Source organism: Microcystis sp. M44BS1 (assembly GCF_020244875.1).
GTDB lineage: Bacteria > Cyanobacteriota > Cyanobacteriia > Cyanobacteriales > Microcystaceae > Microcystis > Microcystis panniformis.
In genome coordinates, this window is the sequence record NZ_JADBVM010000185.1 from 1 (window position 1) to 18,970 (window position 18,970).

At 41.7% G+C, this 18,970-nt stretch carries 19 protein-coding genes; 9 read left to right on the forward strand and 10 right to left on the reverse strand.

Annotated elements, in window-relative coordinates:
- Window positions 1–369 precede the first annotated feature (369 nt).
- From IM515_RS14805 to IM515_RS14825, 5 genes are all read right to left on the reverse strand, one after another.
- A complete protein-coding gene (locus IM515_RS14805) occupies window positions 370–747 on the reverse strand; it encodes a DUF433 domain-containing protein (protein ID WP_002797905.1) in 378 nt (125 codons plus the stop codon).
- A gap of 213 nt (window positions 748–960) precedes the next feature.
- The gene (locus IM515_RS14810) at window positions 961–1,338 is read right to left on the reverse strand and encodes a hypothetical protein (RefSeq protein ID WP_002789225.1); all 378 of its coding nucleotides are present in this window, start codon (window positions 1,336–1,338) and stop codon (window positions 961–963) included.
- On the reverse strand, window positions 1,335–1,607 hold the full coding sequence (locus tag IM515_RS14815) for a hypothetical protein (protein ID WP_002736754.1): 273 nt from the start codon (window positions 1,605–1,607) through the stop codon (window positions 1,335–1,337). Before IM515_RS14815 ends, IM515_RS14810 begins: the two co-directional genes overlap by 4 nt.
- Window positions 1,608–2,078: 471 nt before the next feature.
- On the reverse strand, window positions 2,079–2,507 hold the full coding sequence (locus tag IM515_RS14820) for a hypothetical protein (protein ID WP_287628990.1): 429 nt from the start codon (window positions 2,505–2,507) through the stop codon (window positions 2,079–2,081).
- A 233-nt stretch (window positions 2,508–2,740) separates the two neighbouring features.
- Window positions 2,741–2,968, reverse strand: coding sequence for a DUF433 domain-containing protein (locus IM515_RS14825; protein ID WP_287628989.1), 228 nt, complete (start codon window positions 2,966–2,968; stop codon window positions 2,741–2,743).
- A 204-nt stretch (window positions 2,969–3,172) separates the two neighbouring features.
- Between IM515_RS14825 and IM515_RS14830 the strand changes: the two genes are divergently transcribed.
- The 6 genes from IM515_RS14830 (at window position 3,173) to IM515_RS14855 (ending at window position 9,458) form a co-directional block, all read left to right on the forward strand.
- Window positions 3,173–4,906, forward strand: a complete 1,734-nt coding sequence (locus IM515_RS14830; protein WP_287628988.1) for a peptide ABC transporter substrate-binding protein — start codon at window positions 3,173–3,175, stop codon at window positions 4,904–4,906.
- Window positions 4,907–5,863, forward strand: a complete 957-nt coding sequence (locus tag IM515_RS14835) for an ABC transporter permease (RefSeq protein ID WP_287628987.1) — start codon at window positions 4,907–4,909, stop codon at window positions 5,861–5,863.
- 2 nt (window positions 5,864–5,865) lie between these two features.
- Complete coding sequence (locus IM515_RS14840) at window positions 5,866–6,228, forward strand: VOC family protein (protein WP_193959681.1); 363 nt, start codon at window positions 5,866–5,868, stop codon at window positions 6,226–6,228.
- 18 nt (window positions 6,229–6,246) lie between these two features.
- Window positions 6,247–6,975 (forward strand): cytochrome c biogenesis protein CcdA, encoded by a 729-nt coding sequence (locus IM515_RS14845; RefSeq protein WP_052277349.1) that lies wholly within the window; start codon window positions 6,247–6,249, stop codon window positions 6,973–6,975.
- A gap of 50 nt (window positions 6,976–7,025) precedes the next feature.
- On the forward strand, window positions 7,026–8,369 hold the full coding sequence (locus tag IM515_RS14850; RefSeq protein ID WP_287628985.1) for a cytochrome c biogenesis protein: 1,344 nt from the start codon (window positions 7,026–7,028) through the stop codon (window positions 8,367–8,369).
- A 243-nt stretch (window positions 8,370–8,612) separates the two neighbouring features.
- The gene (locus IM515_RS14855) at window positions 8,613–9,458 is read left to right on the forward strand and encodes a DNA-formamidopyrimidine glycosylase (protein WP_287628983.1); all 846 of its coding nucleotides are present in this window, start codon (window positions 8,613–8,615) and stop codon (window positions 9,456–9,458) included.
- Window positions 9,459–9,570: 112 nt separating this feature from the next.
- Here the strand turns inward: IM515_RS14855 and IM515_RS14860 are convergent, their stop codons facing one another.
- The gene (locus tag IM515_RS14860) at window positions 9,571–10,371 is read right to left on the reverse strand and encodes a tetratricopeptide repeat protein (protein ID WP_287628981.1); all 801 of its coding nucleotides are present in this window, start codon (window positions 10,369–10,371) and stop codon (window positions 9,571–9,573) included.
- 877 nt (window positions 10,372–11,248) lie between these two features.
- Here IM515_RS14860 and patR point away from each other — a divergent pair.
- Entirely contained in the window at window positions 11,249–12,097 is an 849-nt protein-coding gene (gene patR, locus IM515_RS14865; RefSeq protein WP_002767211.1) for a heterocyst master regulator PatR, read from the forward strand.
- Window positions 12,098–12,134: 37 nt separating this feature from the next.
- On the opposite strand, the gene IM515_RS14870 is transcribed toward patR, so the two are convergent.
- Window positions 12,135–12,638, reverse strand: a complete 504-nt coding sequence (locus IM515_RS14870; RefSeq protein WP_002767213.1) for a hypothetical protein — start codon at window positions 12,636–12,638, stop codon at window positions 12,135–12,137.
- Window positions 12,639–12,676: 38 nt separating this feature from the next.
- On the opposite strand from IM515_RS14870, the gene IM515_RS14875 reads away from it, so the two are divergent.
- Window positions 12,677–13,600 (forward strand): lysylphosphatidylglycerol synthase domain-containing protein, encoded by a 924-nt coding sequence (locus tag IM515_RS14875; protein ID WP_287628980.1) that lies wholly within the window; start codon window positions 12,677–12,679, stop codon window positions 13,598–13,600.
- Window positions 13,601–13,664: 64 nt separating this feature from the next.
- On the opposite strand, the gene IM515_RS14880 is transcribed toward IM515_RS14875, so the two are convergent.
- Entirely contained in the window at window positions 13,665–13,901 is a 237-nt protein-coding gene (locus IM515_RS14880) for a hypothetical protein (protein WP_002738997.1), read from the reverse strand.
- Between the two features lie 117 nt (window positions 13,902–14,018).
- Window positions 14,019–14,375: a hypothetical protein gene (locus IM515_RS14885; protein ID WP_002789240.1), complete on the reverse strand. Its 357-nt coding sequence runs from the start codon at window positions 14,373–14,375 to the stop codon at window positions 14,019–14,021.
- Between the two features lie 114 nt (window positions 14,376–14,489).
- Between IM515_RS14885 and IM515_RS14890 the strand changes: the two genes are divergently transcribed.
- Window positions 14,490–17,816 (forward strand): AAA-like domain-containing protein, encoded by a 3,327-nt coding sequence (locus IM515_RS14890; RefSeq protein ID WP_287628979.1) that lies wholly within the window; start codon window positions 14,490–14,492, stop codon window positions 17,814–17,816.
- A gap of 94 nt (window positions 17,817–17,910) precedes the next feature.
- Here IM515_RS14890 and IM515_RS14895 read toward each other — a convergent pair whose 3' ends face one another.
- Window positions 17,911–18,825 carry a Ycf66 family protein gene (locus IM515_RS14895; RefSeq protein WP_287628978.1) on the reverse strand — a complete coding sequence of 305 codons (915 nt, stop codon included), beginning with the start codon at window positions 18,823–18,825 and terminating at the stop codon, window positions 17,911–17,913.
- Window positions 18,826–18,970: the final 145 nt, after the last annotated feature.

The following is an 18,970-nucleotide window of genomic DNA, read 5'->3' on the forward strand; positions in this document are numbered from 1 at the left end:
CTCTACTCCAGATACAGTCAACGGTACAGCCATTTTCAAGTGAAAAATGTACCCAGTAGTCTCTTTTCAATTTTTTCTTAGAAGCGACCTGCAGTAAGGGTTTTGTTAATTTTTTAGTATTTATGTATGGGGGAAGTCCAGTAATATATCTCGTGGGTGGTGCGTTACGACGGATTGCTAGTCCTAAGTAAGAGCAGAGATTATCGCCGTCTAACGCACCCTACTGGACTATTGATTATACGGAAATTTTCCGTATATCACGCCCAAAAGCGTGTTATCCAGATTAGCCTACTGCTAGTGGAGCGGTAGGAGCCACATTAGGGAACGCACCCTACAGCTGCCGATTCAAGTTGTAATCAGCCAGAACAATCATTGCTTCTTCGCTTCCCGCTTTGCTCTCCGTTCCTGAAGTTTAGCTCTAACCGCTTCATAGCCTGGACGAGGAGGAGTAGCAGCGATCCGAGCAAAACGTTCGCGATTCCTCTCTTCCCAAAATTGTTTAGTTTCTGCGGCAGTCTTTAAAACCTCCTGATATTCCGCTTCCACTTCTGTTCGATGTGTTTCAATGTAGGAAAGGGCAGCATGAATTTGAGCATCTGTAAGATTGAAGGCATCACGAATAAACTTGGGTGGATACTGAGCTTTGAGATAATCCATTACGTCATACAGAGTAATACGAGTATCCGCAATTGTAAGCCCTCGCTCTGTGCGGATTATAGCTGTTTGTCCATTCGATGCCAGTGCCATAGCAGTCTTAGCTTTTAATCATTTAATTCCATAGTAGCGCACAAAAAAAGCAAGGGGAGCCAACGCCCCAGTTCTCGAAACATCAACTGCTAATCATTCAGCCATAATAAACCTCCTTTGCGGTTTTGATGCGGCATAACGTTCTAATTGAGCCGCCGCAGACAATCTGTAATTTTTGCAGGTATTTTTTGTAAAGTCGGCTCCAACGCAGTGTTAGACGACACTTACTTTGCGGATTTCTACGCTGCCTTCTTCAAATACTTGAACTGTGAGTTGATAGCCTTCCATTAATGACATTCCAACTAGAGGTTCGGAATCAGCTTCATCAATTGGTATGGTTAAATAATCTCCGTCCCAAATTACGACGGCTTCATAGACATTAAAAACGCATTCGCTACCATCACCAAGAATAGCGCGTCCTCGTCTTTTCCATTTCAGGTTTAGCTGATCGATTAGGTCTGGTGGCAATGAAAGCCAACCATTAAAACCTGTATCAACGATCGCATCTTGCGCGTAAATATTTCCTTCAGAGTCACATATCGAAAGTGAAATAATCGCCTCAAAATCCGCGTTAACGATTCCTGCGATCATACTAATCTCTTTGTACGTCCACCAAATCGGCGAACATAGCGAGAACCGACTCGAACAATCCAGATTTGAGCATCTGGGTGACGGGCTTCGAGTCTATTGCAAGCAGGTATTTCACGCGCATCAATTTCAAAGTCGCCAGTTTCAAGGTCAATTGCTACAATTTTGCCCTGATTACCCAATTCGACTTGTGGACGTATTTGAGTTTGATAAATCAGATCGCCACGTTGGGCAAATTCTTCTTTGCTATAGCGGGGTTGATGGATTGTCATTGGCTTGACCCTGTGGCAACTTTTGCCCTCTATTTTAACCTAAACATCGGGAATCTTTGCTAACATTCCCCAACTGGTCCCACAAGAGCGGCATTGCACTTAAACCCACAGCTTTAATCAATGGGCATGGTGCGTTCCCCAAAATTGATCGCTGGATCAGTGGGACTTGCATTAGGGAACGCACCCTACAAGATCAGCTGACTATCATCCATTAAGTGTAACCCATAACGTTACTGGTTACAACCCAACGATAAAAAAATAACGCCTACTATTTTTAATACATCTCGTGGGTGGTGCGTTACGACGGATTGCTAGTCCTAAGTAAGAGCAGAGATTGTCGCCGTCTAACGCACCCTACTGGACTATTGATTATACGGAAATTTTCCGTATATCACGCCCAAAAGCGTGTTAGCCAGATTAGCCCACTGCTAGTGGAGCGGTAGGAGCCACATTAGGGAACGCACCCTACGGCTAAGTAAATGATAATACCATTTCAATAGGAAGGAATAAAGAGGGGTATAGCCATGAGTTTGAACTTTTTCCCGCCTCTGTGGTTTCTTTTACGGTTTTCAGCGTCTCATTGACCTGTTTTAGATTTTGTCCCACTAAATCCTTGCTCCCTCCTTCCTTTGCTGCTTCGCGTTTGGCAGGACGCAGATAGTCTAGGAGTTCATCTTTCTGTTCTTGAGTAAGAGATGAAGCTTTCACCGCTGTTTCCAGATTTTCCAACTGCTTAACCACCTCTGTATTGGTGATTTCCTGTTGGGTTTTCAGATTTCCTGATTGAGCTTGCTGGAGATCCCGCCCCGCTTGAGCTTGTTGAACGACACCGCTATTGACGGTTACACCGCTCATACTTTGCGCTTGGTTCGGTTGTTTCGGTTGTTTCTTGCCAAACATAATATTTTTTACCAAGAAGATTTATTCCTATATTAATCTGTGAAGTCATACTAAATCCGTTGAGTAACGCACAGAAAACGGGTTTCTCGGAGAAACCCGTTTTCTACTCATGCAAAAGCAATTTTGTAGGGTGCGTTAGGCGGTGATAAGCTTGGAATGAAAAATCAAAATTAGTAATCCGCCGTAACGCACCAGTTAAGTATTATCAAAGTTCTCATCAACCAGAAGCTTAATCATGCTTTACGCGCAAGAAAGCGATCTCGCAATCCCTGGGGGTCAAATCTCCCTTGATTGATTACCCGAATCTCCTGTGCTTGCTGTTGTCGCTGTTGCAAGTAGGATTCTACTTCCGATTGGTGCTTGAGGTAAAAAGCGATCATGGCGTAAACGTCAGCTAGATTTAGTGATGGGTAACGATTAACGATTTCCGCTGCTGTCGCACCCTGATGAAATAAGGTCATAAGCATTTTCGTCGCCGTGCCTAGAATTTTATTGTCTAGCACAGCATCGCTATTATGGCACGATCGATTTAACTTGACTAGGAATGGATAAAGGCAAATAATCAATTAATCGATCGAGATCAAGACTCAATGTCTGATAACTTGTTATTGGTGGGGTAGGGAATCACCTAAGTCACCCTGTTGAACTATTGATTGTCATTAAAAATGTTTAAGCGATCGCTTTTCTTGCCCCTGTTAATTTTATCCCTTAGTTGTACGCTGCTTTTTAGTGCTTGTCATCAACAAACAGCTAATAATCCTCCGGCAACGACCAATAATAATTCAGAAACTTTAAAACTTTTATATTGGCAAGCGCCGACGATTTTAAATCCCCATCTCTCCACGGGATTTAAAGACTCAGAAGCGAGTCGCATTACCTTAGAACCTTTGGCTAGTTTCAATGAAAAAGGGGAATTAGTTCCTTTTTTAGCGGCAGAAATTCCTACTATTGAAAATGGGGGAGTTGCCCAGGATGGTAAATCGGTGACATGGAAGCTAAAAAAAGATATTAAATGGTCAGATGGTACTCCTTTTACTGCCAAAGATGTCATCGCTACCTATAATTTTATTACCAATCCGAAAACTGGTTCTACTAGCGCTGGCAATTATGAAACAGTTAAAAGTGTGGAAGCGATCGATCCCCATAGGGTTAAAATAAATTTTAAGCAAGTTAATCCCGCTTGGTCATTAGTTTTTGTGGGAACAGAAGGGATGATTTTACCTGCTCATCTCTATGAAAAGTATAGCAATGAAACAGCACGCCAGGCCCCTGCTAATTTATTACCGGTGGGAACTGGACCCTATAAAGTGGTAGAATTTAAGCCGGGAGACACGGCAGTTTATGAACCAAATTCTTTCTTTCGAGAAGCAGATAAATTAGGTTTTCAAAGAATAGAATTAAAAGGAGGAGGTGATGCCACTTCTGCGGCACGAGCGGTTTTACAGACACAGGAGGCGGATTATGCCTATAATTTGCAAGTAGAGGCCAAGGTTTTAAGTGATTTAGAAAAAGCGGGTCAAGGTCAGTTAATATCTAGTTTCGGTTCTTTGATTGAACGAGTTTTATTTAATTTGAGTGATCCTAATCAAGCTACTCCTGAAGGTGAGAGGTCTAGTATTAAGTTTCCCCATCCTTTTTTGAGTGATGTGAAAGTAAGAGAAGCTTTATCTTTAGCCGTTGACAGAGATACTATTGCCACGCAACTTTATGGTATTACTGGGAAAACAACTCCTAATTTTATTGTGATGCCATCGGAATATAATTCCCCCAATACTAGCTATGAATTTAATCTAGAAAAGGCTAAGAAATTACTAGATGATGCGGGATGGAAAGATAGTAATGGTGATGGTACTAGGGATAAAAATGGGGTAGAAATGAAATTAGTTTTTCAAACCACTGTCAATCCTCTTCGTCAGAAAACCCAAGAAATTATCAAACAAAGTTTACAAGCGATCGGGGTAGGAGTAGAATTAAAAACTGTTGATGCCAGTATTTTCTTTTCTAGCGATCCTGCTAACGATGACACGGTAGAAAAGTTTTATGCTGACCTACAAATGTACACTACTGGTAATAATAGTCCCGATCCGAAAGCCTATTTTAAAACCTTTACCTGTAGCGAAATTCCCCAAAAAGCTGATGGTTGGGCCGGTGATAATTATGCTCGTTATTGTAATCCTGAATACGATAAATTATGGCAAGCTTTTAGTCAAGAATTAAACCCAGAAAAACGGCGAGAAATAGGGATTAAAATGAATGATATGTTAATTAATGATTTTGTGATTATTCCCCTAGTTCATCGTGCCGATGTGGTGGCAATTAGCAATAGTTTGTCAGGGTTTGAATTAACTCCCTGGGATAGAAATACTTGGAACATCAAGGACTGGAAGCGTAGTAAATAAATGCTCAAATATTTTCTGAGAAGATTATTATTTTCGATTCCCACTCTTTTAGCTATTAGTATGGTGGTTTTTGGCATTTTGGCCCTAGCGCCGGGGGATCCGATGGGAGAATTTGCAGCTAATCCCGCTATCACCGAAGCGGTGCGAGAAAATATTCGCAAAAGTCTCGGATTAGATCAACCCCTTCCCGTGCGTTACGTCAAGTGGTTGTTAGCATTTCTTCAAGGAGATATGGGCTATTCTTTCACCAGTCGCAGCCCAGTTTTTACCCTCATTTGGCAGCGTTTACCCACAACTCTCTGGATTGTCGGTAGTGCCTATATGTTCGGGGTTTTAATCGCTTTTCCTTTGGGCATAATTTCAGCAGTTAAGCGCTATTCTTGGTTAGACAAAATCATCTCTACTTTTTCGCTACTTGGCTTTTCTTTACCCACTTTTGTAACGGGATTATTATTAATTATTATCTTTAGTGTGCAGTTAAACTGGCTACCATCTTTTTATAACAGTACCCTAAAAATCAGTGATTTTAATAGTTTGATCGATCAGGTTAAACAGTCAATTATGCCTGTAACCGTATTAAGCTTATATCAAGGGGCGATGTTGATGCGTTTCGTGCGTTCTTCCGTAACTGAAGAAATTCACCAAGAGTACGTTAAAACTGCCTTAGCGAAGGGACTAACTAATTTTTCTGTCCTAACTAAGCATATAGTTCGCAACGCTTTAATCCCCGTTGTCACCCTGATTGCTCTCGATATTCCCTCAATTTTTACCGGTGCTTTAGTCACAGAACAAGTGTTTCGTGTACCGGGTATCGGTGCTTTATTAATTGATTCTATTTCCCGCAGTGATACCCCCGTAGTGATGGCGATTACCTTTATCTATGGGATTTTAATTGTTATCTTTAACTTAATTGCCGATTTAACCTATAGTTGGCTCGATCCGCGAGTCAGATATTAACTATGAACATCACAAAATCCTTACACACGGCGATTTTAGTCACCGAGCTAGAAAAAGCCATTAACTTTTACGAAAATGTTCTAGGATTGAATAGAATTGATCGCCCTTTTCAATACGATGGGGTTTGGTATCAAGTGGGAGATTATCAAATTCATTTAATTGTCGATAGCAATTACCAAAACTACCGTCCCAATCCCGAAAAGTGGGGACGCAATCCTCATCTTGCCTTCGCTATTGATGACGTGACAGCCATGGGTAACTATCTAGAAAGTCAAGGTTATACAATTCAAATGAGTGCCTCGGGTAGAAAGGCATTATTTGTCAGTGATCCCGATGGTAATATCCTAGAAATGAGCCAAATTTAGCCTGAAAAATTACCTAATATGTTAGACCAATTACAGACTCAACTCTATCACCTTGAACAATACGCCGATCGCTTAGTCACTTCCCAACTAACTCACCTTAGTTTTGTCAGTATTGCCGTGATTTTTCTAGCCGGTTTACTCACCAGTCTTACCCCCTGTATGCTGTCGATGTTGCCGATTACCGTCGCTTATATCGGGGGTTACGAAAATAAAGGTCGTTTAGCGGCTTTTTGGCAGTCCACATGGTTTTCCCTAGGATTAGCCACCACCTTAGCGGGATTGGGACTAATTGCCGCTACTCTAGGAAAAGTCTATGGACAGGTGGGGATCGGTTTACCAATTATCGTCAGTGCGATCGCTATTTTGATGGGGTTAAACCTCTTGGAATTATTACCCCTGCGCTTCCCCTCCCTTGGCGCTACCGATTGGATTACCGGAGATTTTCCCCCGATTTTGCGGTCCTATCTTCTCGGTTTAACATTTGGTTTAATCGCCTCCCCTTGTAGTACACCTGTTCTAGCAACTCTATTGGCATGGGTGGCCAATACGGGAGATTTAAGCTTAGGAGGGGGATTATTGTTATCCTACACTGCCGGCTATGTTTTACCCCTAATTATCGTCGGTTCTTTTACTGCCTCGCTGAAAAGCTTTCTTTCCCTGCGTCAATGGTCCGGATGGATTAATCCCGTCAGTGGGGTTTTATTAATCGGTTTTGGAGTTTTTTCTGTATTATCCCGTCTGCTGTGATGGTGGAGAGTTATGATAGATAATTGGCTAGAATTGCAAAACTTTTAACTATGACTATATCGGAAACTTCCTCAAATTTAAAGAATACACCGCTCCGATGGGGACGTAAATTTATCCAGACTATTGCCGATCTGCGATTGGCAATTATTCTTTTACTTTTAATCGCTATTTTTAGCATTTCTGGGACGGTAATCGAACAGGGACAATCCCTATCTTTTTACCAGGCTAATTATCCTGAGAAACCCGCTTTATTTGGCTTTCTGACTTGGAAAATTTTATTACTATTGGGATTAAATCATGTTTATAGCACTTGGTGGTATCTATCATTATTAATTCTCTTCGGTTCCAGTTTAACCGCTTGCACCTTCCGACGACAATTACCCGCTTTAAAGGCGGCAAGAAACTGGCAATTTTATCAACAATCTCGCCAATTTCAAAAACTAGCTTTAAGTGCTGAATTAGAAACTGGTTCCCTAGAATCTCTAACCCCCCTATTAGAAAAAAAAGGCTACAAAGTTTTTCTAGAAAATAACAGTCTTTATGCTCGTAAAGGTCTGATCGGTAAAATCGGTCCGATTATCGTTCATGCAGCCATGTTAATTATTTTAGCAGGAGCGATCTGGGGAGCATTAACGGGGTTTTTCGCTCAAGAAATGGTAGCTAGTGGCGATAGTTTTCAGGTTAAAAATATTATTGAAGCTGGACCCTTATCTAAAAATTCTCTCCCCAAGGATTGGGGGATTAAAGTTAATCGTTTTTGGATTGATTATAGTCCTAAAGGTGACGTAGAACAATTCTATTCTGATTTGTCGGTGATCGATAATCAAGGACAGGAGATCGATCGCAAAACTATTCAAGTTAATCAACCTTTGCACCATAAAGGGGTGACTTTTTATCAAACCAGTTGGGGAATTGCCGGGGTAAAAGTACAGGTGAATAATAGCCCGATCCTACAGCTACCGATGGCTAGTTTAGACACCAAAGGTAATGGACAAATCTGGGGAACTTGGATTCCGACTAAAACCGATCTTAGTGAGGGAGTTTCTCTTTTAACCAGAGATCTACAAGGTACGGTAATTGTCTATGATGCTAAGGGAGATTTAACCTCTGCTGTACGAGAAGGAATGACGATTCCCATCAATGGAGTTAATCTAAAAATAGTCGAATTAGTGGGAAGTACCGGGTTACAAATTAAGGCAGATCCGGGAGTACCGATTGTCTATTTAGGTTTTGCTTTATTGATGATGGGAGTGGTAATGAGTTACTTTTCCCATTCCCAAATTTGGGCTTTACAATCGGGCGATCGCTTTTATATTGGTGGTAAAACTAATCGCGCTCAAGTCAGTTTTGAACGGGAAATAATTGATACCATCGAAATGTTAAAGTTAAAGTAGAATCGACGTTAATTTGGGTTCGTTTGCCGATAGGTATGTAGGTGTTAAAAATTATCAGACACCCCCCTTATCAAGGGCGATCCCCCCGCCTATCGGCACCCCCCTTATCAAGGGGGGCAGGGGGGATCAGAGACAAAATCTATCTTCTATTTAATTAGAACCACTTACTTAAAAAGTTCTGTTTATCTATCTTTTTCCTTTTGCCTACCCTAACCAAGAACTTAATTTTGTTCAATCACTTATATGCCAGAATTGCCAGAAGTAGAAACGGTGCGTCGCGGGTTAAATCAAGTTACCCAGGGCAAAAAAATTATCGGTGGGGAAGTATTATTACAGCGTACCCTAGCCTATCCTAATTGCGAGGCAACTTTTCTGCAAGGAATTGCTCAGACTACGATTAGCAATTGGCAGCGCCGAGGCAAATATCTCCTCGCCAATTTAGATAATGGTAGCAGTATCGGGGTTCATCTGCGTATGACCGGACAATTGCTCTGGGTAAAAGATACCACTCCCCTGCCGATTCATACGCGCTTACGCTTCTTTTTTGCCAATCAGCAAGAATTGCGCTTTGTCGATACCCGCACTTTCGGGAAAATTTGGTGGATTGCCGCCGATAAAACCCCAGAAAGCGTGATTACCGGTCTCAAAAAACTGGGACTAGAACCCTTCGATCGCAATTTTACCCCCGATTACCTCTATAGTCACTGTCAAAAAAGTCGTCGTCCGATTAAAACTTTTCTCCTCGATCAAAATGTAGTCGCGGGAATCGGCAATATCTACGCGGATGAAGTTCTCTTTAAAAGTGGTATCCATCCCCAAACTGCCGCTAATCTCTTAAAAATTGAGCAAATAGACTTATTGACAAAAAACATTATTTCTGTATTGGAAACAGCGATCGCTGAAGGCGGCACCAGTTTTAGCGATTTTCTCCACGTTACGGGAGTTAATGGCAATTATGGCTCGATGGCCTGGGTTTATGGTCGTACTGGCGAAAATTGTCGCCTTTGCGGTGCAACTATTGCCAGAATTAAATTAAGTGGACGCTCCTCTCATTTTTGTCCCCAATGTCAAGTCTCAAGGGAATTATGAAGTGGGGAAGTGGGGAAGTGGGGAAGTGGGGAAGCTGTCTGATCACCCTATCACCCTATCACCCTATCACCCTATCACCCTATCACCCGATCTCCTGACTTCTGACTCCTGATCACTGATTACTGATTAGGGACTGAATCTCCTGTCTATAGGCAAAAGGAGCGAGACTGAGAGCCTTTTGAAAGAGGGGTTGAGCCTCTTGATTTTTGCCCTGTTCCTTCAGTACGATCGCTGTGGCTAAAATCGGTCGGAAATCGTTAACATCCATTTGTTGAGCTTGTGTATAGGCTTTGAAAGCTTCCGGATAATTTTGCTGCTCGAAATAGATTTTGCCTAAAAGTAACTGAACGGAAACGATATCGATTAAACTAGCAGGATTATTGGGATCGGCAGCAGCTTTTAAAGCGCGATCAAGCGTCTCTTTAACCAGACTAATCGCCTCGATCTGGCGGTTTTGGCTGAGAAATAAATTAGTTAATCCAGTTAAAGCCCGTAGATCTTGGGGATGGGAGGCTAAAAGAGCGCGATAACTGCCTGTGGCTCCTGCATAGTCCTCTATTTGCTGTTTCGCTTCCGCCAAAAGTAGTAGATAATCGGATTGTTGGGGGTTAAGTTGCGCTAATTTTTCTAAAGGTTCGATCGCTTGCCTTAAATCCCCCTGCTGTAGGCGAGTATCTAATAATCCCCGCAAAGCCGCCTGATTATCGGGTTCACGCTCTAAAACCATCTGATAACCCAGTGCTTGACTGGCCAATTTCTCTTGTTCCACTGCGGACAGATGACTCTGTACCGAGGAGTGCTGACTCTGGAGAATAGAAGTCAATAGCGGCATGATCGAGAAGGACAACAAGGCAAATAACATCAGGATGAGACCGATGGACAGCCAACGACGGTTAGAGAGAGAGGCTTTCATAGACTGGGGTGCGAGGGGACAGACAGGAAAATGTTATGGAAATCTGGAGATTTGATCAGGGGATCGCTCGAATTCGCCGCTCTTTATCTCAAATGTCGGGGTGAAGACCCTCGCATGAGCGCGACGGGATGAAACCAAGCGCCAATATAAAACAGCACTTCGACACATTTCGAGGGGCTTCGATGTCAAGGCTCAATGATACGAAGCACGATTAAAAATAAGCGTCCAGTCTCCTGAAAAAATCTCGAATAACTTCTTCTTTTAAGGGTATTGACCTACTCAGGCTAAATAGCTACTATATGAGTATAGCCGATAGGGTAATCAACCGCTCTAAAAACATAAGTAGTCTAATCACTACAACCTCTGCACCTTGACAATCAAAGATATAGGGTTCTACTCAATAGTTCTAGTTTCTCACCTGCTCGTGATGTAAAATCTTTACAGGAACTAGACAAAGCAGTATTTGAAGCTAACGTTTCAATTCAAGCAAACTTTGTACCCCCCCCTTGCCTCCCCAACCCCCCCGATGTCGGGGGCAGGGGGGGTGGAGGTTGGGGGGACTATCGTAGGGCATACGAAAAGTAATGCGCAGGCGTGAGAACCACCTCTGGGTTGGATAACGCAAGGTATCTAGTTTAAGTGGACTCGTTGAACCAAGAATCCCTCGCTTGAGTGCGATGGGAGTGTCAATGAGTACAATGGGCAGACAGTCAAGACTCAAAAGGGTTTTGACTGGGTTGACAGTCAAAAGATCATGGTTCTTAATATATTAGATGCCAGTAGATTCGCCCTAGAGGGTTATTGCAACCCCCCAGATTGCGCTTTTGACTTGCTTGATTACCAATTTATTATGTGTCTCCGCCGCTAGGAGTGTGATATGAATCGTCCTGGGAATCGGTTTACCGAATCACCGAAAACCCCCCCGACTCCTGAAGTTCCACTTCAGGAAGTCCCCCTTGAGTCCCCCCATACTGAGGCTGACTTAGCCGTAGAGTCAGCCACCCCCGCAGAAGTCAAACGTCAACAACCGATCCCCCCTCCCAGTCATCTGCGGCAGTATCGGGCGATCGGTCTCGTCTATGGCCATTATCAGCGATCGGAGGAACAATTAACTAAAGGCAATATTTTAACTGCCGATGGTACTCTGATCGATTCTGTGATTCTCGGCCGGGTGATCAGTTTGGTTAAAAATCATCTCGATCTGGAAAAACCCCATCTTTGGGTAGTTTATCCGCGCACCCGTCAGGAAAATGATGCCCTTCATGTTCAGATTGTCGGTGTTTGGGAACCAGAAACCCTGAAAAAGGAAGATGATCCAGAGATAGAGCCTCTCCTCGCTTCTACCCCGGGTTATTTCTCAATTCGAGGTGAAGTTATCTTTACCGAACGGGAAAATCAAGCGGTAGTGGTCAAAATCCGACAAATGCCCAAAACTGAAGCGGAAAAACCCAAGTTTTTTAAACTAAAATTGCGCGGTACTTTATCTGGTAAACCGATCAGTCGTTTTTGGGATTTTCAGGTACAACTTAAAGGAGATGCCTTAACCATTTTGGAAGGTTTAGACCTCGGTTTTGCCAGCAAGAAAAAACCGATGGGTAAGGGAGGTTTTAAAAAGCCTTTTGATAAAAATCGTCATCCCTCGGGGGAAGGAGAAAAACGACCTTTTACCCCCGGACAATCCCCTATCCCTCGGCCTTCCCGACCAAAACCCGTATCGGAAAACTAATTTTTTTCTAAGGATGGGTTTCTCACCCATCCCTAGTCTAGGATTTGGTTTTGGGAGCTATTTGATACTTAGTATTGGGAATATAAGCGCGAATGTTATAACTATAATCCGTTCCCAAAATCTCGGCGATCAAAACCGCTAACTGAGTGCCTAACATCGCTTCATCGGCAGAACTAAAAGATTTATAATCTTCTATTAACCATTCTTGACCACCATTAACTAAAGTACATCTAAATGTACCGAGAGATTCGGCGATTTCTGTATGTTCTGTATAGTTTCTCGTTCTTACTTCCCCCGCACTATCTGCCCTCAAACACAATTGATTAAGTTCTGCATAAAATTTGGCAGGAATTTGGTCTAAATCACCCCCTTTAGTCGCCCAACGCATAAAAAGATGAAAAGACCAAGGAAGATTGAGGTAGAGTAGATAAAATAAACCCAGAATAATTGTTAAATACAAGGAGGAAGTCAGGAATTTATCATATTTCCTTTTTCGGGATCGATTTAAACGTTTAGCTAAATCTAACTTTGATTTTTTCATAAATTTTAATGAGTCAAAAGTAATTCGTAAAAAGTAAGATGTATAAAAAAATCTGGCGTTTTGCTCCGATTATCCTGTCTTTGAGTTTATTTATTCTAGCGGTCTGGGCAATTAGTCAAGAATTTAAACACTACACTTTTGCCCAACTCTTGGCCAGTTTGGATCATATTACCACAAGTCGTAAGCTAGAAGCTATTTTTTGGATGGCTTTGGGTTATTTGTCGATGACGGGTTATGATCGCCTAGGTTTTTATTATATCAATCATCCCTTAGCTTTAGGCACTATTATCCGCACTGCTTTTATCAGTTATGCTCTTGGTAATACCATTGGTTTAACCTTATTTTCTGGGACTGCTATCCGTTATCGTTTCTATACTCCTGCGGGGGTGGGGGTGGTGGATATTGCCAAAGTTATCACTTTTACCCATTTAAGCTTTTGGTTAGGAATGTTAGGCATTGGTGGTGTAAGTTTCCTCCTCGATCCCCAACGGATTCCTCAACTTTTAAAATTACCTTTTTTAACTACTAAACCTTTAGGAATAATTTTTTTATTCTTGGTTACGGGATATTTTTTCTTGACTCTCACTTATAAAAAACCGATAAGAATCGGTAAAGAAAATATCTATTTACCCTCTTGGACTCTTTCCCTGGCTTTGATTTTGTTGACTTTTATTGATTGGATATTAGCCGCTAGAGTTCTATATCTTCTTCTCCCAGGCAACTATAATACTTCGTTTTTAGGATTTTTCGGTCTCTATGTATTTGCCATGACGGCAGGGGTATTAAGCAATGTGCCGGGGGGAATAGGTGTTTTTGAGTTTATCATGCTGAGATTACGACCAGAATATGTATCTAATGCCGAGCTTTTCGGTTCTTTAATCGCCTATCGAGCTATTTATTATTTCCTGCCTTTAATTGTCGCTTTTGTCTGGTTATTGGGTTACGAGGCGCGCAGAAAATAAGGCCCGCAAATTAGCTTAAACGGACAAAAAAGTCCCCATGCCGTCATAGCTGGGGAGCATCAATCTAGTAGGCTAAAGTTTCTAAAGTTTCCCGTAGATAGGAACAAATGCGAGCATCAGCATCGTCTCTATTTTTACCTGATTCTAGTTGTTCTTGCTGCCAACGCCGGAAACCGGAACTAGCGGCGATGGCTTGTTTTAAATGCTCCCAAGTGTGATGATCTTTGTGAAGTGGGGTGTCAGAAAATGTGGTAGAGTTGCCCATCTTTACCTCTGGTGGTAGGGTTGCACCTTTTAACATAACTTAAAAATGGCTGGAAATTCTGATAACTGGGACACAATTAGGCAGAAAAAGGTGTTGCCTAGCTGGAAAGCTGCGGGGATGCCAACACCTTTTTTGAGGAAATATAGCGGATTTTTAGGAGATTTTGCTGGTTTCTGCCGCTTCTTCCACTTCCACTGCCTGATTTAAAGCTGCGGGGGGAATGGGGATAGGAAATACCGACGGCAGGTTAGCGGTGGCATCTTCGGGAGGCTGCCCAGGGTGAAAACGACGGTAGCTTAAAACACCAGCTACGGTGATTGCTCCTGTAGCGGCGGCAACCCCTAAAATAAGTTTGTTAGGATCCAGATGGAAGGTGGTATTGCTGCCAAAAATGCTTTTACCTTTAGCGAAAGCACAAGCGGAGGCGCTGCCGGCATCAAGAGTACCTAAAACAATGCCACTGACGAGGGTGGCACTAACGGCGATGGAGGTGAAAAAAGTTTTCTTCATAATTGCTTTGGGGATAGGTTGTCAATAGCGATTATCCTTGCATTATAGATATATAAATCACAATTGTCTATTTTATTTCCGTTGGTGACATTGAAATAATTTTGTTTAAGGATAATGAATTATCAATATCGTGTCGGGGGTAGTCTTGCCTATAACCATCCTACCTATATCGAGAGAAATGCCGACCGAGAACTGTTAACGGCGTTGAAAAATGGTCAATTTTGCTACGTTTTTAACTGTCGTCAGATGGGCAAATCCAGTTTAAGGGTACGAGTGACTCATATTTTACAGCAATTGGGCATGGATTGCGCGGCGGTAGATATAACCAGTATTGGTAGTAATGATAATTTATCCCAATGGTATAACGGGGTGATTACCCGTTTGTTTTTAGGATTTAATCTGACGGGAAAAATTAATCTTAAATCCTGGTTGCGCGAGCGAGAGGATTTACCCCCCGTGCAGCGTTTGGGACAATTTATTGAGGAAGTTTTATTAGTTTATTGTAGGGGAGAGAAAATATATATTTTTATCGACGAGATTGATAAAATTCTCAGTTTACAGTTTTCTCTAGATGACTTTTTTTCCCTGATTCGTTATTGTTATAACCAAAGAGCGGAAAATGCCCAGTATGAAAGAATTACTTTCGCTTTATTCGGTGTTGCTACCCCCGCAGATTTAATTCGCGAAAAGACCCAAACATCTTTTAATATCGGCCAAGCGATCGAATTAACAGGATTTAATCTGACCGAAATTGCTCCTCTAGCTGCGGGATTATCTAGTCAAAGTAATTATCAACCCGACTGCTTAGAAAAAATTATTTTTTGGACGGGAGGACAGCCATTTTTAACCCAGAAAATCTGTCAGCTATTGCTGGAAAGTAATTTAGATATTGAGACGCTGATCAAAGAGAGAATTATTAATAATTGGGAATCTCAAGATGAACCAGTGCATCTGCGAACTATTGCCGATCGCTTGTTAAGAAATCAAGACAAAGCCGGTCGTTTGTTAGGCATCTATCAACAAATTTTAGAAAAAGGGGCAATCCTGTGCGATGATAGTCCAGAACAAGGGGAATTAAGGTTATCGGGATTAGTGGTGAAAAAGGATAATCAGTTAGTAGTTTATAATCCTATTTATCGAGAAATATTTAATCTCAATTGGGTAGAAAAACAATTAGAGCAATTGCGTCCCTACTCAGAAGCAATCGCCGCTTGGCAACAGTCTAATTATACCGATGAATCGCGGCTTTTACGCGGAAAAGCGTTAAATAACGCCCTCGATTGGTCTCAGGGTAAAAGCTTAAGTAATCTTGATTATCAGTTTTTAACTGCCAGTCAAAATCTCGATAAAAGAGAGGCAGAAATTAGCCTAGAAACTCAGAGACAAGCTAATAAAATTCTAGCAATCGCTCACCAAAAAGCTACCAAAAGAATTCAAATTGGCTCGGTAATTTTAATTGCTTCTCTTTTGGGTTCTCTCTTAGCTTTTATTCAGGTAAAACAAGCGTGGCAGCAAGTGGAAACCGCTCAACTAGGTATTCAATTACAGCGCAAGGGTGATAGTTATTGGCAACAATTTCAATTTGAACAATTAGAATCTTTAATTGCGGCCATGCAAGCAGTCAATAGTTTAAAAAATATCGTTACTGATGGGCAACTCTTGAGTAAATATCCTGCTACCAGTCCAATTATTACCCTACAACAAATTTTAGATCGTATTCAAGAAAAAAACCAACTGCAAGGACACCGGGGAACTATTTATAGTGTTAGTATTAGTCCTGATCGTCAAAAAATAGCTACTGCTTCTCAGGATGGAACGGTAAAAATTTGGAATCAAAAAGGTGAGAATATTCAAACTTTGACCGGTCATCAGGGAGCAGTTTATAGTGTTAGTTTTAGTCCCGATGGTCAAAAAATTGCCACCGCTTCCGAAGATAAAACCGCCAAAATTTGGAACTTACAAGGACAAAATTTAGTCACCTATCCTGACCATCAAGAATCAGTTTATAATGTTAGTTTTAGTCCCGACGGTAAAAAAATTGTGACTACTTCCAGGGATAAAACCGCTAGATTATGGAATTTATCAGGTGAAACTTTACAGGTATTTAAGGGACATAAAAGATCGATAGATGCAGCTAGTTTTAGTCCCGATGGTCAAAAAATTGCCACCGCTTCCCGGGATGGTACGATTAAAATATGGGATTTATCAGGTAAAATTATCTTGAGTTTAGGTCAAGAAAATATTGAGGCTTTTTATAGTGTGAATTTTAGTCCTGATGGTCAAAAAATTGCTGGAGCAGCGGCCGATAAAACTGCTAAAATCTGGGATTTACAGGGAAATTTAAGAGCTACTTTCCGGGGACATCAAGATTTTGTCAACAGTGTTAATTTTAGTCCTGATGGCCAGTTTATAATTACCGCATCTAGTGACGGTAGTGCTAAAATTTGGGGACTGCAAGGGGAAGAAATAACTACTCTCAGAGGACATCAAGAATCAGTTTTTGCTGCTGTATTTAGTCAAGATGGAAAAGAGGTGGTAACTGGATCGAGTGATGAAACGGCTAAAATTTGGCAGCTGAACAATTTAAATCAAGCTAGGGCCGATAATACCAGTGTTAGCATTAATTCCCAGGGCAATATTATCGCTATTGCTAATAAAGATGGTCAGATTACTTTACTCGATTCCCAGGGAAAAAAAATTAGAGAATTTGCCACAAAAATGCGTTCAATCTATAGTATAGCTTTTCATCCCGATGGTAATCAGATAGCGATTACAGGAAGAAATGGAAAAGTCCAAATCTGGAGCAAAAAAGGAACAATGCTCCAAGAATTTACCACTAGTCAAGTACCGATTTATAGTCTTGCTTTTAATGGAGAGGGAACAGCAATAATCACGGGAACAAGCGAGGGAAAAATTCAATACTGGCATTTAAGTAATCATTTACCTCAATTGATTAATTCTTGGACGGCTGATGATAGTATTATCTATGATTTGGTGTTTTCTCCCGATCATCAAAAAATTGCTACTGCTGCTCGAGGAAAGATTAAAATTTGGGATTTACAGGGCAATCTTTTAAAGGAGATTAAAACTGATTCTTTTCCCGTTTATGGAGTTAGTTTTAGTCCCGATGGTGAAAAAATCGCCGCTATTTCAAGGGATGGTACAGCTAGACGCTGGGACAGGGACGGAAATTTGCGCTCCGAGTTTAAAATAGAAGAAGATATCGTCTATGGGATCACTTTTAGTCCTGATGGTCAAGAGATTGTGATTATTGCTAGGGATGGTCAAAAGCATCGATGGCCTTTAGAAACGGAATATAATTATTTACAAAAATTGCTCGATCGAGGTTGTCTTTGGTTAGAAGATTATCTCAGGAATCGTCCCGAAAAACGAGAAGCTCTATCCCTGTGTACTGGGAAAATAAAACCATTCACATTTTAAACTTGGTTTGACTGGGTGGGGGGTGAAGGTTAAATTAATTAGTTAATTTCTTCAGTAATTATTGCCTAACCCACCCGCTAAATAATCTTAACTTTTAATCCGATGGGGGAGGATTTTCTGCGCTTTGCGATCGAGTTTCTGGGGGAGTATCTTCTCCGACAGTTTTTTCTGGGGGCAAATTTTCCTCTGGGGGGGGATTTTCTTCCCTTTTTGAGCGAGTTTCTGGGGAAGTATCTTTTTCGATATTTTCTTCTGGAGACAAGTCTTCCTCGGTAACTTCAATAATCACCGTTTCGCTAACAGCAATAGTTTCGACTTCAACAGTTGTGACAGGTTCAGTCGGGGGAATTTCTGGGGCATTTTCGGAGGGTTTGATCTCTTCCGTTGCCAAATCAAAATCATCGAAATCATCGAAATCATCGAAAGTTTCCCCGTCATCAATAATTTCTGCGGCTTTTTCCCCAATTTCTGTCACCGATTCTGTAATAGGTTCCCCGATAGCTGCGGCTTTTTCGGCAACGGGGGCAACCGTTTCTTGAGCTTTTTCCTCAATTTCTGTCACTGATTCTGTAATAGGTTCCCCGATAGCCGCCGCTTTTTCTATAACGGGGTCCACCGTTTCTTTAACCGTTTCTTTAACTTTTGCCGCTACTTTCTCAGCTTTAGCTTTAGTTTTAGGGGATTGAGAGGGAGTAACTTTCCCCAGACGATTGCCTAACCAACCGACAATAGTAAATAATTTAACCGGTTTGTCGGGATAAAAAAGTGCTTGTCTGAGTTTGAGAGTTTGCCAAGCGAAAGCAATAAATAATATGGCTGCGGCAGCTTGTCCGAGGAGGATAGCGCCTGTAATCCTTCCCGCGCACAACCAGAGGACAAGGGCATAGAATAATCCTACCGCACTCCAGAGAAAATCATCTTGACGGTGGCGATCAGGGGCGATAAAAGCGGTGGTGAGGAGGTACAGACTACTCAATCCCACCACGACCGCTAGGATATAGGGCAACATTTGCGATTCTCCTTTGACATTTCCTTTTTTATTGTGCGTTATTTGGGGTCGATCGAGTCTATTTTTTGATTAATTTGGGAAATTATCGAGTCAGATCGTCTTTACCTGTGTTTATGAATAGCCATAGTTAATATTAGGAAATTCT

Coding starts and splice junctions, on each gene's coding strand:
- IM515_RS14830 (WP_287628988.1), top strand. CDS start 3,173: ATGTTTAAGCGATCGCTTTTCTTGCCCCTGTTAATTTTATCCCTTAGT.
- IM515_RS14890 (WP_287628979.1), top strand. CDS start 14,490: ATGAATTATCAATATCGTGTCGGGGGTAGTCTTGCCTATAACCATCCT.
- IM515_RS14820 (WP_287628990.1), bottom strand. CDS start 2,507: ATGTTTGGCAAGAAACAACCGAAACAACCGAACCAAGCGCAAAGTATG.
- IM515_RS14885 (WP_002789240.1), bottom strand. CDS start 14,375: ATGAAGAAAACTTTTTTCACCTCCATCGCCGTTAGTGCCACCCTCGTC.
- IM515_RS14880 (WP_002738997.1), bottom strand. CDS start 13,901: ATGTTAAAAGGTGCAACCCTACCACCAGAGGTAAAGATGGGCAACTCT.
- IM515_RS14840 (WP_193959681.1), top strand. CDS start 5,866: ATGAACATCACAAAATCCTTACACACGGCGATTTTAGTCACCGAGCTA.
- IM515_RS14875 (WP_287628980.1), top strand. CDS start 12,677: ATGTATAAAAAAATCTGGCGTTTTGCTCCGATTATCCTGTCTTTGAGT.
- IM515_RS14850 (WP_287628985.1), top strand. CDS start 7,026: ATGACTATATCGGAAACTTCCTCAAATTTAAAGAATACACCGCTCCGA.
- IM515_RS14870 (WP_002767213.1), bottom strand. CDS start 12,638: ATGAAAAAATCAAAGTTAGATTTAGCTAAACGTTTAAATCGATCCCGA.
- IM515_RS14845 (WP_052277349.1), top strand. CDS start 6,247: ATGTTAGACCAATTACAGACTCAACTCTATCACCTTGAACAATACGCC.
- IM515_RS14825 (WP_287628989.1), bottom strand. CDS start 2,968: ATGACCTTATTTCATCAGGGTGCGACAGCAGCGGAAATCGTTAATCGT.
- IM515_RS14810 (WP_002789225.1), bottom strand. CDS start 1,338: ATGATCGCAGGAATCGTTAACGCGGATTTTGAGGCGATTATTTCACTT.
- patR (WP_002767211.1), top strand. CDS start 11,249: ATGAATCGTCCTGGGAATCGGTTTACCGAATCACCGAAAACCCCCCCG.
- IM515_RS14835 (WP_287628987.1), top strand. CDS start 4,907: ATGCTCAAATATTTTCTGAGAAGATTATTATTTTCGATTCCCACTCTT.
- IM515_RS14805 (WP_002797905.1), bottom strand. CDS start 747: ATGGCACTGGCATCGAATGGACAAACAGCTATAATCCGCACAGAGCGA.
- IM515_RS14855 (WP_287628983.1), top strand. CDS start 8,613: ATGCCAGAATTGCCAGAAGTAGAAACGGTGCGTCGCGGGTTAAATCAA.
- IM515_RS14815 (WP_002736754.1), bottom strand. CDS start 1,607: ATGACAATCCATCAACCCCGCTATAGCAAAGAAGAATTTGCCCAACGT.
- IM515_RS14860 (WP_287628981.1), bottom strand. CDS start 10,371: ATGAAAGCCTCTCTCTCTAACCGTCGTTGGCTGTCCATCGGTCTCATC.
- IM515_RS14895 (WP_287628978.1), bottom strand. CDS start 18,825: ATGTTGCCCTATATCCTAGCGGTCGTGGTGGGATTGAGTAGTCTGTAC.